Genomic DNA, 15,000 nt, shown 5'->3' on the forward strand with positions numbered 1-15,000 from the left:
ATGACTTTAACTGCTGACTCAGTTTGGAATGAATGCTTGTCTTTTATAAAGGACAATATCAAACCACAAGCATACAAAACATGGTTTGAACCTATTAAACCCGTAAAACTTTCAGGAGAAGCTTTAACTATACAAGTACCAAGTAAGTTTTTCTATGAATGGTTAGAAGAACATTACATAAAACTTTTAAGAGTTGCATTAGTAAGACAATTAGGTAGTGATGCCAAATTGATTTACGATGTAAAAATGGAAAACAATTACAGTAGTAATAGACCTCAAATTGTTAAAATTCCTAGTTCTAATAGAGATCCTTTAAAGCCACAAAAAGTAGCTGTGCCTTTAGAATCTAACAAAAGAGAACTAAGAAACCCGTTTGTGATACCTGGTTTACAAAAAGTTAAAGTAGAGTCACAATTAAATCCTAATTATAATTTTTTAAATTTTGTAGAAGGAGATTCTAACAGGTTGGCAAGATCTGCTGGTATGGCAGTTGCAAACAAACCTGGCGGTACTTCTTTTAATCCGTTATTAATTTACGGTGGAGTAGGTTTGGGTAAAACACACTTAGCACATGCAATTGGTGTTGATATTAAAGATAAATATCCAGACAAAACAGTGTTGTATATTTCTTCGGAAAAATTTACACAACAATTTATAGACTCTGTAAAATCGAATACAAGAAATGATTTTATTCATTTCTATCAAATGATTGATGTTTTAATTATTGATGATGTACAATTTTTGTCTGGTAAAGCAGGTACACAAGATGTATTTTTCCATATATTTAATCATTTACATCAAAATGGTAAGCAAGTTATTTTAACGTCAGACAAAGCGCCTGTAGATATGCAAGACATAGAGCAGCGATTGTTATCTCGATTTAAATGGGGATTATCTGCAGAATTACAAGCGCCAGATTACGAAACTAGAATTTCTATTTTAGACAATAAATTGTTTAGAGATGGTGTAGAAATGCCAGAAGAAATTGTAGAATATATTGCAAAAAATATCAAATCTAATGTTAGAGAATTAGAAGGTGTAATTATTTCTATGATTGCGCAAGCTTCTTTTAATAGAAAAGAATTCTCTTTAGAATTAGCAAAACAAATTGTAGACAAATTTGTTAAAAATACTAAGAAAGAAGTTTCTATAGATTACATACAGAAAGAAGTTTCTAAGTATTTTGATATGGATGTAGCTACATTGCAATCTAAAACTAGAAAACGCCATATTGTACAAGCACGTCAATTGGCAATGTATTTTGCTAAAAGATTAACAAAAACGTCATTGGCAAGTATTGGTAATCAAATAGGGCAGAGAGATCACGCAACAGTTTTACACGCATGTAAAACCGTAGATAATTTAACTGAAACTGATAAGCAGTTTAAAAAATATGTAGAAGATTTAACTAAAAAGTTAACTTTCTAGTTTTTTAATAAAAGACAATTTAATTTGATGAAAAAAGTACTAATGGTTTGCTTAGGAAATATTTGTAGATCTCCTTTAGCCGAAGGTATTTTAAAATCGAAAGTAGATTCTAAACAAGTTTTTGTAGATTCTGCGGGTACAGCAGCTTATCATGTAGGTAATTTGCCAGATGATCGTTCTATTGCTGTGGCTAAAAAGTACAACATCGATATTACTAATCAATCTGCAAGAAAATTTACAGTTTCAGATTTTGATTCTTTTGATATTATTTATGCAATGGATAGCAGTAACTTAAATAATATACTTGCATTAAGTAGAGATGATGCTGATACACAAAAAGTAAGATTAATTTTAAATGAATCTGAACCTTCAAAGAATCTTTCTGTTCCAGATCCATATTACGGTGGAAAATCTGGTTTCGAAGACGTTTTTAATATGCTAGATAAAGCATGTACTGTTATTGCTAAGTCTTTATAATATTCAATTTAAAATTTACAAGTTTCTAAAAATATATAGTTATGATTGGTAAACTCTATTTAATTCCGACAACTCTTGGAGATACAGAACCTTTAGAGGTAATGCCTTTATCGGTAAAAAAAGTAGTAGAAGAAATTGATTATTATATTGTAGAGAACGAAAAAACAGCTCGAAGATTTATTAAGAAAATTTCACCTAAAAAATCCCAACCTTCTTTGCAGTTGATGTCTTTAGACAAGTATGCAGACGAAATGGAAACAAGAAAGTATTTAGATGTTTGTAATGAAGGAATAAATGTTGGTTTACTTTCAGAAGCAGGTGTACCGGCTGTAGCAGATCCGGGAGCAACTATTGTAAAAATGGCTCACGAAAAAAATATTAAAGTAGTGCCATTAGTTGGTCCGAGTTCTATTTTAATGGCAATGATGAGTTCTGGTATGAATGGTCAAAATTTTGCATTTAATGGGTATTTACCAATAGACAAAGGAGACAGAAAAAGAGCTTTAAAAGATTTGGAAAAGTTATCTAAAGATAAAAATCAATCTCAAATTTTTATAGAAACTCCGTATAGAAATGAAAAAATGTTTGCAGATTTAAAGGCTATATTGGCACCAACAACTAATTTATGTATTGCTGCAGATATTACATTACCATCAGAATACATTAAAACATTGTCAATTAAAGATTGGAAGTTTCAAACACCAGACTTACACAAAAAACCTGCTATCTTTATAATTCACAAATAAGAAACTTTAAACTTTAGCGTTTTTATCTGCTTTAATAATAGAAACATTATAGCCAGAAAACTTTTTTAAATAAGATTGAATTGAAGCACCATAAGCATCAGAAAATCTTATAGAACCATTACTTCGTAAAAACTTTTTTACATTTCCTGCTCCACTTAAATGTGCTGCAGCCAAAATTCCCGATTCGGTAATTTTAATTCCGTTAATTGTTTTTCCTGCAGATCTTTTAATATCCTTTCTAAGAATCCATTTATTAACTTTACACAAAGCAACAAATGCTTTTTCTTGTAATTCTGGATTGTTCAAAAATTCTTGAGTGTTGTAAATTCTAAATCTTTGTAAAGTAGTTCTACCAAATTGATATTTACCTAAATAACCTAGTGTATTTACTGTTGCATATTTTCCTTGAGATTCTTTAAATGCAACTGCTTCTTTAAAAGCAACAAAATCTTTTTTAAGGTAAAAGATGTCGCTATTAAAATGCTTAGGAAAAGTGACCTTGTTATTGTAGGTAATTTCCTTTAATTTAGTTTTTTTCTTATCAATAGCCGTTGCATTGATAAAAAGAGCTATTACGCTGATTAAAAGTATTTTATTTTTGATAAAATATATATCTTTCTGTTTTGCGGGTGCAAATGTACGATATAATATTAAACTGATTGATACACAGTGTGTTAAAAGTTGTTAAAAATGCAGATAATGGAATTTAATCTTTCCTTTGGTATTAATTTCTAATGAAGGTGCTGGTATCTTTATGAAATTCACAACAGAAAATACAGATTTTAAAAATCTCGATTTTGTTTCAATTTTAGTTAAATCTACATCTAAACTTAAGTAAAATTGTCTGTATGGATCTTGCGGAATTTCGTTCGTTGTTTTTGTTTCTCCGTACAGCATTCCTTCTGCACCATAACCCAATGCCACATTTAACCATTTAGGAAAATTACCCTCTTTATTAAAAGACCAAATATTGGCAGAAAGCCAATAGGTTTGACCGTTATAGTCTTTAAGAGATTGTTGTATATAATTTTCACCAAGTGTATTAGGTCTCTGTTTGGCAAATTTTGTTTGATGAAAAGAATATTTGACTGTAATTCTTTGTTCTTGCCACAATAGCTCTTGTCCAACTAATATTCCTGTTCCGGCAGCATTAGCCAAAACATCTCCAATTGACGCGCCCCATTGTTTAGAAAATCCATCTAAAATTTCTACTGCTGTTAAAAAAGAAAAACCTAATGTAGCGCCGTAAATTAGCTGTTTTTTTTTAGAAACACCAGACCAATCTAAAACTTCCATACCAACTTTACCAATGTAATAAGAGGTCATTAAATGGCCAGCTTTATCCATTTGTTTCCAGTCGTTATTATCATTTTTAAATTGAAAACTTGTTCTTGGATAATCTTTGTACCAAAGTTCGTTTAAAGCAAACAATGTGCCCGTAGCCAAAACACTTTCACTAATTATAACAGCATTTCTTCTCTTCGTATTTAAAGTGTCAGGTTTTTTTAAAAAGCTATTATTTTGCGCGTTAAAAGTGGTTGCTGATAAAATAAAGAATACTATGAATGCTTTTGTTTTTAAAATCATATCAACTATTACAAGAAAAATTATCTATTAATTTTTTGCTTATTTAACCACTGATGATATTTAGCCGCATTACGATTGTGCTGAGATAATGTTCTAGCAAAAGCATGATAACCTAACTTGTCTACATTAACACACATATAATAATAGTTATGCTTTTGTGCATTTAAAACGCCATCAATTGCAGAAATATCTGGCATCGCAATTAAAGTTGGTGGCAAACCTTTATTTAAATAGGTGTTATATGGCGAGTTAATTTTTAAGTCTACAGTTAAAACTCTTTTGACAACGTAATCTTGTCCTTTTACTTCTTTAACACAATATATTATTGTTGGGTCTGCTTGTAAAGGCATTCCTTTTCTTAAACGATTTAAGTACAAACCGGCAACAATTGGTCTTTCGCTTTTTTTAGCTGTTTCTTTTTGAACAATAGATGCTAAAGTAATTACTTCGCTTTTGGTAAGGTTTAGTTTGGCTGCTTTAGCTTCTCTACTTTTAGTCCAAAAACGTTTATAAGCTATTAACATTTTATTTCTAAATTTCTCTGGACTTACTGTCCAGTAAAATTCATAGGTATTTGGTATAAAAATTTGAAGTACAGATTTTTCGTTTAGATTATTTTCTTTTAAAAAGGTTTTATCTTTAAAAGCAGTTAATAAAGAAATAGAATCTGTTTCTACTTGTTCTGCAATTCTGCCAGCAAATTTTTCTAAAGTATCTTGATTATTGAAAGAAAGCTTGAATGGTGTTTGCCTTCCGCTTCGTAACATATTTACAAGATCGTTATTAGACATACCTTCTTTTAGAACATATCTTCCTGGTTTTGGTGTTGCAAAACTTTTTTTAGCAGCAACCCATAAAAATGTTTCCGGACTTTTAGAAACACTTTCTAATTCTTTTTTTATATCTAATAAACTGTCATCAGAATGAATAAATAAAGTGTAATCTTTTGTAATTGCAGTTCCAAAAATTTTTTGGTAATAATTATAGCTAAATAAAGAACCAACTATAAATAGCGCTAGTAAAATGTATAGTATTTTTTTCAATTAAATATGTTTTAGCTGGCAAATTTACTGTTTTATCAATTGAAATAAAATTTCGTCAATAAATTTCCCGTTAGAATAAACCCAGTCTTTTTTAGTACCAATTTTCTTAAAATTCAATTTGGTAAATAAATTAAGACTATTGGTGTTTTTAGAAGTTATATTCGCATACAGTTGATGCAGATTAAGGTGGATAAAAGCATAGTTAATCAAAATTGATAAACTTTCGGCAGCATATCCTTTTTTTTGAAAATCAGGGTGTATTAAAATTCCTATTCCCGCTCTTTTATGTTGTGGATTATAATCAAATAAATCAATCATACCAATTGGTAAATCACTAATAGATTCAACAATCATTAAACGTAATTGTTTTGCCTCGTAAATATCTAAATGCGCGTTTTCTAAGTATTGTTTTAGAATGAATTTTGAGAACGGAGTTTGAGTGTGGCTAACTTCCCAAAAAGATTCATTGTTTTCTATAGCATATAAAAAGTTTAAATCTTCTGGTTCTAAAGCTCTTAAATAAATAGTATTTCCTTTTAAAGTCTTCATTAAACTTCAATTTCTCCTTTAAAAACAAAAGTTGCCGGACCTTTTAAGTAAACATCCGTATAAACTCCATTGTTTTCTTTAAATGACACTTTTAAGTTACCACCTTCTACGGGTAAATTTATTTGGGTTTTATTTGTTTTCTTTATTTTGTGCATTGAAATAGCAACAGCAGTTACACCTGTACCACAAGCTAAAGTTTCGTTTTCAACTCCTTTTTCATAAGTTCTAACTCTAAAAGTAGCGTCATCAATCATTTCTGCAAAATTGACATTACTTCCAGGATCGTTGTATGAATATCTAATTTTTTTGCCATTTTCAAAAACAGGATAATTATCTAAACTGTCAACTAGCTCAACATGATGTTGTGTACCTGTATACGTAAATACTGAGTCTTTTTTAACTTCAATAGTATCTACATCAATCATTTTTATTGAAATAATGTCATTTTTTATTTCAGCAAAATGAGGTCCATCAACAGCAACAAAATTTGTTTTATTATCAATAATATGTAATTGTTTAGCAAAGGCAACAGCACATCTACCGCCGTTTCCGCAAAACGTTTCACTACCATCGGCATTGTAATAAATCATTCTAAAATCAGAATTTTCATCTTCTTCAATAAGAATAACGCCATCTGCACCGATACCAAAATTTCTATTACATAAATGTGAAATTATGTCAGTATTTTGTTTTGGAAAGGTTTTTGTTCTGTTATCTATCATCACAAAATCATTTCCGGTACCTTGGTATTTAAAAAAAGTTAAATTCATTTTGCAAATATAGGTATTTAGGCACTAAAATAGGGATGTTAAAAAGTGGTTAAAGTCAGTTAAAAACAAGTTAAACAGATTTTTTGAATATGTTAAAATTATATATTTGAATACTAAAAATTAATATAAATCGATAAAAATGAAAAAAGCATTCAGTTTTCTAGGTATGGCAATTTTAGGAGGAGCACTTACTTTAGGTGGTTATAAAATGCTATTCGATAAAGACCAAATTGTAGAAAGAACATTAAACCCAATTGAAACTGTTCGTACAAATTATACACCAACATATAAAAGTACTGGCACTGTAGAAAGTACAACAGATTTTACAATTGCAGCAGAAAGTACCGTACACGCAGTTGTTCACGTAAAAAATACTGCGGTTAGAACACAAGTAAATCCGTGGATTGAGAGATTTTATGGTGGCGGAAGTGGTACTAGAAAATTTGAACAAGTAGGTACGGGTAGTGGTGTTATAATTTCGCCAGACGGTTATATTGTAACAAACAATCATGTAATAGACGGTGCAAGTAATTTAGAAATTACTTTAAATAATCAAAAAAAATATCCAGCAAAATTAATTGGTACAGATGCAGCTAATGATATTGCATTGTTAAAAATAGAAGCAGATATAGATTTACCTTATGTTCCTTTTGCCGATTCTGACACTATAAAAATTGGAGAATGGGTATTGGCAGTTGGTAACCCTTACAACCTTACATCTACAGTAACTGCAGGAATTGTGTCCGCAAAAGGTAGAGATTTAGAAGGAAACAGAAATATAGAATCTTTTATTCAAACAGATGCAGCCGTTAACCCTGGTAATAGTGGTGGAGCTTTGGTAAATACAAGAGGAGAATTAATTGGAATTAATACAGCAATTTCATCTAAAACAGGTTCTTTTATTGGATATTCTTTTGCGGTACCATCTAATATTGCTAAAAAAATAATTGATGATATTTTAGAATTCGGTCAAGTACAACAAGCAATTTTAGGTATTAATGTTGATGCTGAATTTAAAGAAGAAGGTGTTAGAATTGATGCTGTTTCTGATGGAAGTGGTGCTAAAAAAGCAGGTTTAAAAGAAGGCGATATTATAAAGAAAGTAAATAACGTAAAAATTTCTAAATTTTCTGAACTTAGAGGGCAGTTAACAGCAAAAAGACCAGGAGACGAAGTTATTTTAACTGTTGAAAGAGATGGAGAATTAATCAATAAGAATGTTAAACTTACTAAGAAAGATACTTTTATATCTAGCAGTATTAACATAATTCTTAAAGACATCACAAAAGCCGAAAAACGTAAGTTTAACATAGAAAATGGTGTTAAAATTGTTAGAAACGGTAATAAAAATTTAATTTATTACGGAGTAAAAGAAGGTTTCATAATTACGAAAATTAATAAAAAACCAGTAACCAATGCAGATCAAGTTTCACAATTGTTAGATTCTTCTTTAGGTAAAGGACAGCCTTTATATATAGAGGTTATAAATTTAGAAGGAGAAAAAGAAAGATATGTTTTTAGGTATTAATATAGTAAAGTAAATATGTAAAGAATCCCGGTTTTTAATCGGGATTTTTTTTATTTTAAAAATTTTAACGAAATCGATTTCGTATTGTCAAAAAAAGAAATACTTTTGCCGAAAATTAAATTATAGTAACACAACTATGTCAACAAAAGTAAATTACAACGAAGAAGTTTTATCACAAGCCCAAAATAGAAGAGCTACTGTAGAATTTATTAATATCGTAAACGATTTATGGTATGATAAATCTATAGAATTAGTTCTTTTTAGAAATCCGTTAGTAGATAAAAGAGCCAGTGAAGTTTTAAACTTAATTGAATACGCTAAAGAATTTGTTAGCAAACCAATTTCAATTTTAGATGCGTTAGATATTGCAAAAGCAATTCAGCAAATAGAATTGCCATCATCAAAATTAGATATTGGTAAATTGGCATACGAATGTTATTTAGGTGCTAAAAAAGGAGAGGACAAAGTAGCCTTTGTTCAGAATAAATTAAAAGATGCAACAGTTGCAAAAGACATTCAACCAAAAGATGTTGTTTTATATGGTTTTGGTAGAATTGGTCGTTTATTAGCTAGAGAGTTAATGACTAAAATGGGAAAAGGTTCTCAATTAAGATTAAGAGCAATTGTTACTCGTGGTGAAATTAACCAAACAGTTTTAGAAAAAAGAGCATCATTATTAAGTGTAGATTCTGTACATGGTGATTTCTTAGGAACCGTAACTGTAGATGCAGAAAATAATGCACTTATAATTAACGGTACTACAGTGTATATGATTTCTGCAAAACAACCAGAAGATATAGATTATACAGAATTTAATATTAACGATGCTTTAATTATAGATAATACAGGTGCTTTTAGAGACGAAGCAGCTTTAAGTAGACATTTAAAAGCAAATGGAGCAAGCAAAGTTTTAATTACTGCGCCAGCAAAAGGAGTTCCTAATATAGTTCATGGTGTTAATCACAAACAAAATAGTCCAGATAAAGTAGATATTTTTTCTGCTGCTTCTTGTACAACCAATGCAATTACGCCGGTTTTAAGGGTTTTAGAAGATAATTATGGTATTAAAAAAGGACATTTAGAAACAATACATGCATATACTAACGATCAAAATTTAGTAGACAACATGCATAGTAAATATAGAAGAGGAAGAGCAGCTGCCTTAAACATGGTAATTACAGAAACTGGCGCAGGTGCTGCAGTTTCTAAAGCAATACCAGCTTTAGCAGGAAAATTAACTTCAAATGCAATTAGAGTTCCGGTACCAAACGGATCTTTAGCTATCTTAAATTTACAGTTAAATACTAAAGTGACTAAAGAAGGTGTTAACTCATTAATTAAAAAGTATGCTTTAGAAGGTGAATTAGTAGAACAAATTAAATATTCTATAGACAACGAATTAGTTTCATCTGATATTATTGGTACAACTGCGCCATCAATTTTTGATAGCAAAGCAACACTTACAGACGAAGATACAATTGTAATTTACGTTTGGTACGATAATGAATACGGTTATTCACATCAAGTAATTCGTTTAGCAAAACACATTGCAAAAGTTAGAAGGTTTACATATTATTAAAATACTCTTAGTGCAAATTCATTTAACAAAAGTTAAATGTAAAAGCCCAATACTTTGTGTATTGGGCTTAGTTTTTTTTACAAGAAGCTATTTCCTGCTCTCGCTACTCGCTTTTTTCGTTCCTCAAAAGAGCTCAAACAAATAGCTCCATCAGGGCTAAACTAGTTTGCAAACAAAAGTTTAATCTCAAGCTGTTTTTTTAAGTTTATTTAAGCAAGGTAATCCCGCTATTTTTGTAGAAACTAAAATCGCATCATCGGTAAATAAATCGAAGAGTTCATTTATATTTACTATTTCAGTTTTTGTAATTGCTTCAATAGTAACCTCTTTTTTTCTCTTATATAGTTCTTGTATCCAAGAAATAATATCCCAATGTGTATTCGTTAGGTGAATATTGTGTTCTTACGCTATTATTTCACCAATTTCAATAGTCCATTGGTTAAAATTTGTCAAGAATCCATTAGCTGATCGGTCGATTTCTAATTTTTTTAGTTTTTGTACATGTTCATTCATAATTTTTCGTTTAAATGATTTTGGGGGGAATTCACTTAAAGTCTTTTTAAATTCATCTTTAAAAACCAGTCAATTTATTTTACAATAGTTATAAATCGAACAATTCTTTTGTATGAATTTCCCTAAATAAAAAGTTTAATAATTTTTACAATAATAATTTTTAGATTTAAATATTTGTTTAATACAAAGTTAATTAGGTAGTTATGTTATGAATATAGGTAAATTGCTTAATTTGGATACTTAGCTTGTTTGTAGTTGTTTTTAATGTATTATTTTTGATGTTATTCTTGCACACTTCAATTCGAAAGTAAATTTTAAAATCAAAATGACTGTTCAGCAAAAAATAGAAAACCTTAGAGAAGAATTAAATAATCATAATTATAATTATTATGTATTAGATAATGCTACAATTTCAGACTTCGATTTCGATATTAAATTAAAAGAGTTAGAAAAGTTAGAGAAAGAAAATCCTATTTTTTTTGATGCAAACTCGCCAACACAAAGAGTAGGTGGTACGGTTACTAAAAATTTTAAGACAGTTGTTCATAAAAACAGAATGTATTCTTTAGACAATTCGTATTCTAAAGAAGATTTATTAGATTGGGAAAAGCGTGTAGAAAAAGTTTTAGGAAGTTCTGATTTAGAATTTACTTGCGAACTTAAATTTGATGGAGCATCGATAAATTTAACTTACGAAAATGGTAAATTTATAAAAGCTGTAACGCGTGGTGATGGTTTTCAAGGAGATGAAGTAACTAATAATGTTAAAACAATTAGATCTCTACCGTTGTCAATAAAAAAAGATTTTATTTCTGATTTCGAAATGCGTGGTGAAATTATTCTTCCATTAGACGGATTCAATAAAATGAATGCAGAACGATTAGAAAATGGCGAAGAAGAATATAGAAATCCTAGAAATACAGCAAGCGGAAGTTTAAAATTACAAGACAGTACAGAAGTAGCAAAAAGGCCGCTAGATTGTTTGCTATATCAAGTTGTTACATCAGAAAGAAAATATAAAACCCATTACGAGAGTTTAGAAAATGCAAGAAAGGTTGGTTTTAAAGTTCCAAATACAATAAAGTTAGCAAAATCTATTGATGAAGTTTTCGAGTTTGTAAATTTTTGGGATGCCAAACGTCATGAATTACCTTACGAAACAGACGGAATTGTAATAAAAGTGAATAATCTTCAACAACAAGAAGAGTTAGGCTATACAGCAAAAGCACCACGTTGGGCAATTGCATATAAATTTAAAGCCGAACAAGTATCTACAATCTTAGAAGAAATTACATATCAAGTTGGTAGAACAGGTGCAATTACACCAGTAGCCAATTTACAACCAGTGCAACTTGCGGGCACAACAGTAAAAAGAGCATCTTTACACAATGCAGATCAAATAGAAAAATTAGATATTCGAGTTCATGATACTGTTTTTGTTGAAAAAGGCGGAGAGATCATTCCAAAAATAATTGCGGTAGATTTTACCAAACGTTCAGAAAATTCACAGCCAACTCAATATGCAACACATTGCCCAGAATGCAATACCAAATTAGTAAGAACAGAAGGAGACGCTAAACATTATTGCCCAAATCAATTTGGTTGTGCACCACAAATAACGGGTAGAATTCAGCATTTTATTTCTAGAAAAGCCATGGATATTGATGGTTTAGGCGGCGAAACTGTAGATTTACTTCGAAAAGAAGGTTTAATTCAAAATTATGCAGACTTGTATGATTTAAAAGTAGACCAAGTAATTCCATTAGAAAGAATGGCAGAAAAATCTGCTAATAATATGATAGACGGTATTGAGAAATCAAAACAAATTCCGTTCGAAAAAGTTTTATTTGCCTTAGGTATTCGATTTGTAGGAGAAACTGTAGCAAAAAAGCTAGCAAAACATTTTAAATCTATAGATAACTTAATGGCTGCATCTTTAGAAGAATTAATAAATGTAGATGAAATAGGAGATAGGATTGCACAAAGTATTTTAGATTTTTCATCAGATTTAGGTAATATTCAATTAATAGATAGATTAAAATCTCACGGATTACAATTAGAAGTATCGGCAGAGAGTTTAGAAAATCAAACAGAAATTTTAAAAGATCAAGTTTTTGTGGTTTCTGGCGTATTTCATCAAATGTCTAGAAACGAACTTAAAAAAGCAATTGAAGATAACGGAGGTAAGGTAAGTTCTTCCATATCAAAAAAAACAACTTTTGTTGTTGCTGGTGATAATATGGGACCAAGTAAATTAACAAAAGCACAAGATTTAGGAATTTCTATTATTTCAGAACAAGAATTTATAGATAAAATAAGTTAATAAATGCACTTTGGTATTTAATTTGCACAAGACAATAAGAATAACAAATCTCATTTTTTGAAACGAATACTTTACATATATATAATGTCTATCTCTATTTGCTCTTTTGCTCAGAAAAGAGAGGTAGATTCTCTACCTAAAAACTTAGAAGATTACATTTTTGTTAAACCTGGCGATTCTGTAGTAATACAGTTAAATGAAATTGCATTGTTACCAAAACATAAATTTACTTCAAGAGAAGATATTCGCTATTATTTATGGTTCAAAAAAAAAGTGTACAAAGCGTATCCGTTTGCAAAACTAGCATCTCAAAGATTAGATAGTTTAAATAACCGATTAGAAAAAATAAAATCAAAAAGTAAACGTAAAAAGTATACAAGGCTAGTTCAAAAATATATAGAAGGCGAATTTACAGATCAGATTAAAAAGATGACTACCACAGAAGGTAGAATACTTATAAAGTTAATTCATCGTCAAACCGGTAAAACAGCTTTTAATAATATCAAAGGTTTAAGAAGTGGCTGGAAAGCGTTTTGGTACAATACAACTGCAAATGTTTTTAAGTTATCTTTAAAAACAGAATACCATCCAGAATCAAATAACGAAGACTATTTAATAGAAGACGTGTTGCAAAGAGCTTTTCAAGAAGACAAATTAGAAGCTCAAAAAACAAAACTAAACTTCGATTACGTAAAAGTAATAGCATCAAGAAAAGGTAAAATTGATGTAGAAGAATATAAAAAGATGTTTTCTAAGATGCTAAAAAAGGTAAATAAGAAGAAATAATCGATATTTTTTGGGTGTTACCACGAAAAAAATCGTGGTCGGGCTTTACATTATATCTTTTTATGAGCTTTTATTCCTCAAATTAATACTTAACTTAATTAAAAACTCACTTAATTTTTTACTTTGTTATAGAAGTATCCCATAAAAAGGATGTCATTTCAATCCCTAACACAGCAAGTTTGCTAACATTTTTACATTTATTTAAGTATTTACTTGTATGTGTTTTCTGTTTTTTACCATTTTACAAGATTTTTTTAAAACGATAAAACCCTAAAATTACACTTAATTATCAGTTTTTATAAAGCAGAGATTAATTATTATTAAAAAATTAAAAGAACTTATTGTTTGTAAGTTGTTGATTTTTAATTAGTTTTACTTTTGTGTTAAAAATAGTTTAAAATAACAACAAATTATAGTTGTGTAATTAAAAAGAGGTTGTATGTTTGCACCCGCTAACAAAGAAATATCTTTTTAGTCAAGTTCATTAACGTTTTAACTTTATTTAAAATCCTTTAAAATAAAAGTAATTTTTAATTAGGATTATAAATAAAAAAGATTGTATCTTTGCAGTCCGAATTTTTCGGAAAAAAGTTCAGGTTTTCGGGTTAAGAAATTAAATTAAAAAAAAGATTTATTTTTCTTGTTAGATTAGAAATAAGTTTTATATTTGCACCCGCTAAACGAGATAGCAAAAACGTTCAGAGAGATTTTGGAATAACGGTAATTTAAGTTAGATAGTTCGATTCTATCATTTCTACAAGATTAAGATTTAGGTTTTGTTTTTAAAGAGCAAGATTTGATACCTTAAAAGTTCATTGAAAATATTGAAATTGACAGCGTAAACAAAGAGTAGAATAACCACATTATTAATAATGTAAATTCTTTTGAAACTTATTCATTAAAATATTTAAGATATACAATGAAGAGTTTGATCCTGGCTCAGGATGAACGCTAGCGGCAGGCTTAACACATGCAAGTCGAGGGGTAACATTGTGCTTGCACAGATGACGACCGGCGCACGGGTGCGTAACGCGTATAGAACCTACCTTTTACAGAGGGATAGCCTTTAGAAATGAAGATTAATACCTCATAGTATTGCGATTTGGCATCAGGTTGTAATTAAAGATTTATCGGTAAAAGATGGCTATGCGTCCTATTAGTTAGTTGGTGAGGTAACGGCTTACCAAGACATCGATAGGTAGGGGTCCTGAGAGGGAGATCCCCCACACTGGTACTGAGACACGGACCAGACTCCTACGGGAGGCAGCAGTGAGGAATATTGGACAATGGAGGAGACTCTGATCCAGCCATGCCGCGTGCAGGAAGACTGCCCTATGGGTTGTAAACTGCTTTTATACAGGAAGAAACACTAGTACGTGTACTAGCTTGACGGTACTGTAAGAATAAGGACCGGCTAACTCCGTGCCAGCAGCCGCGGTAATACGGAGGGTCCGAGCGTTATCCGGAATCATTGGGTTTAAAGGGTCCGCAGGCGGTCGATTAAGTCAGAGGTGAAATCCCATAGCTTAACTATGGAACTGCCTTTGATACTGGTTGACTTGAGTCATATGGAAGTAGATAGAATGTGTAGTGTAGCGGTGAAATGCATAGATATTACACAGAATACCGATTGCGAAGGCAGTCTACTACGTATGTACTGACGCTCATGGA

The 15,000-nt window shown here is 30.3% G+C and carries 13 protein-coding genes and 1 rRNA gene (1 of these 14 only partly in view); 8 read left to right on the top strand and 6 right to left on the bottom strand.

The window, feature by feature from the left end; genetic code table 11:
- The 3 genes from dnaA to WG950_RS00015 are packed head-to-tail and all read left to right on the top strand — an operon-like array spanning window position 1 to window position 2,651.
- Complete coding sequence (gene dnaA, locus WG950_RS00005) at window positions 1–1,428, top strand: chromosomal replication initiator protein DnaA (protein ID WP_077809693.1); 1,428 nt, start codon at window positions 1–3, stop codon at window positions 1,426–1,428.
- A 27-nt stretch (window positions 1,429–1,455) separates the two neighbouring features.
- A complete protein-coding gene (locus tag WG950_RS00010; protein ID WP_340933234.1) occupies window positions 1,456–1,905 on the top strand; it encodes a low molecular weight protein-tyrosine-phosphatase in 450 nt (149 codons plus the stop codon).
- Window positions 1,906–1,946: 41 nt separating this feature from the next.
- Complete coding sequence (locus WG950_RS00015) at window positions 1,947–2,651, top strand: SAM-dependent methyltransferase (protein WP_079736924.1); 705 nt, start codon at window positions 1,947–1,949, stop codon at window positions 2,649–2,651.
- 6 nt (window positions 2,652–2,657) lie between these two features.
- On the opposite strand, the gene WG950_RS00020 is transcribed toward WG950_RS00015, so the two are convergent.
- The 5 genes from WG950_RS00020 to dapF form a co-directional block, all read right to left on the bottom strand.
- A complete protein-coding gene (locus WG950_RS00020) occupies window positions 2,658–3,254 on the bottom strand; it encodes a peptidoglycan-binding protein LysM (protein ID WP_340935273.1) in 597 nt (198 codons plus the stop codon).
- Window positions 3,255–3,335: 81 nt separating this feature from the next.
- Complete coding sequence (locus tag WG950_RS00025; RefSeq protein ID WP_340933235.1) at window positions 3,336–4,238, bottom strand: DUF2279 domain-containing protein; 903 nt, start codon at window positions 4,236–4,238, stop codon at window positions 3,336–3,338.
- A gap of 20 nt (window positions 4,239–4,258) precedes the next feature.
- Window positions 4,259–5,281 (bottom strand): endolytic transglycosylase MltG, encoded by a 1,023-nt coding sequence (gene mltG / locus WG950_RS00030; protein ID WP_340933237.1) that lies wholly within the window; start codon window positions 5,279–5,281, stop codon window positions 4,259–4,261.
- A gap of 24 nt (window positions 5,282–5,305) precedes the next feature.
- On the bottom strand, window positions 5,306–5,830 hold the full coding sequence (locus tag WG950_RS00035; RefSeq protein ID WP_340933239.1) for a GNAT family N-acetyltransferase: 525 nt from the start codon (window positions 5,828–5,830) through the stop codon (window positions 5,306–5,308).
- Window positions 5,830–6,600, bottom strand: a complete 771-nt coding sequence (dapF, locus tag WG950_RS00040; protein WP_340933242.1) for a diaminopimelate epimerase — start codon at window positions 6,598–6,600, stop codon at window positions 5,830–5,832. The genes WG950_RS00035 and dapF overlap by 1 nt, the downstream gene beginning before the upstream one ends.
- A 139-nt stretch (window positions 6,601–6,739) precedes the next feature.
- Between dapF and WG950_RS00045 the strand changes: the two genes are divergently transcribed.
- The gene (locus WG950_RS00045; RefSeq protein WP_340933244.1) at window positions 6,740–8,128 is read left to right on the top strand and encodes a trypsin-like peptidase domain-containing protein; all 1,389 of its coding nucleotides are present in this window, start codon (window positions 6,740–6,742) and stop codon (window positions 8,126–8,128) included.
- Between the two features lie 136 nt (window positions 8,129–8,264).
- Window positions 8,265–9,707 carry a glyceraldehyde-3-phosphate dehydrogenase gene (locus tag WG950_RS00050; protein WP_340933246.1) on the top strand — a complete coding sequence of 481 codons (1,443 nt, stop codon included), beginning with the start codon at window positions 8,265–8,267 and terminating at the stop codon, window positions 9,705–9,707.
- 186 nt (window positions 9,708–9,893) lie between these two features.
- On the opposite strand, the gene WG950_RS14120 is transcribed toward WG950_RS00050, so the two are convergent.
- Entirely contained in the window at window positions 9,894–10,100 is a 207-nt protein-coding gene (locus WG950_RS14120; protein WP_377501045.1) for a TusE/DsrC/DsvC family sulfur relay protein, read from the bottom strand.
- 445 nt (window positions 10,101–10,545) lie between these two features.
- On the opposite strand from WG950_RS14120, the gene ligA reads away from it, so the two are divergent.
- The 3 genes from ligA to WG950_RS00065 all read left to right on the top strand — a co-directional run.
- Window positions 10,546–12,543, top strand: coding sequence for an NAD-dependent DNA ligase LigA (gene ligA, locus WG950_RS00055; RefSeq protein ID WP_340933248.1), 1,998 nt, complete (start codon window positions 10,546–10,548; stop codon window positions 12,541–12,543).
- 84 nt (window positions 12,544–12,627) lie between these two features.
- Window positions 12,628–13,329 (top strand): DUF4294 domain-containing protein, encoded by a 702-nt coding sequence (locus WG950_RS00060; RefSeq protein WP_340933250.1) that lies wholly within the window; start codon window positions 12,628–12,630, stop codon window positions 13,327–13,329.
- 916 nt (window positions 13,330–14,245) lie between these two features.
- Window positions 14,246–15,000 (top strand): 16S ribosomal RNA (locus WG950_RS00065) (it continues 763 nt past the right edge of the window).

The sequence above is a fragment of the Polaribacter marinaquae genome (assembly GCF_038019025.1).
In the GTDB taxonomy this organism is placed as follows: Bacteria; Bacteroidota; Bacteroidia; order Flavobacteriales; family Flavobacteriaceae; genus Polaribacter; species Polaribacter marinaquae.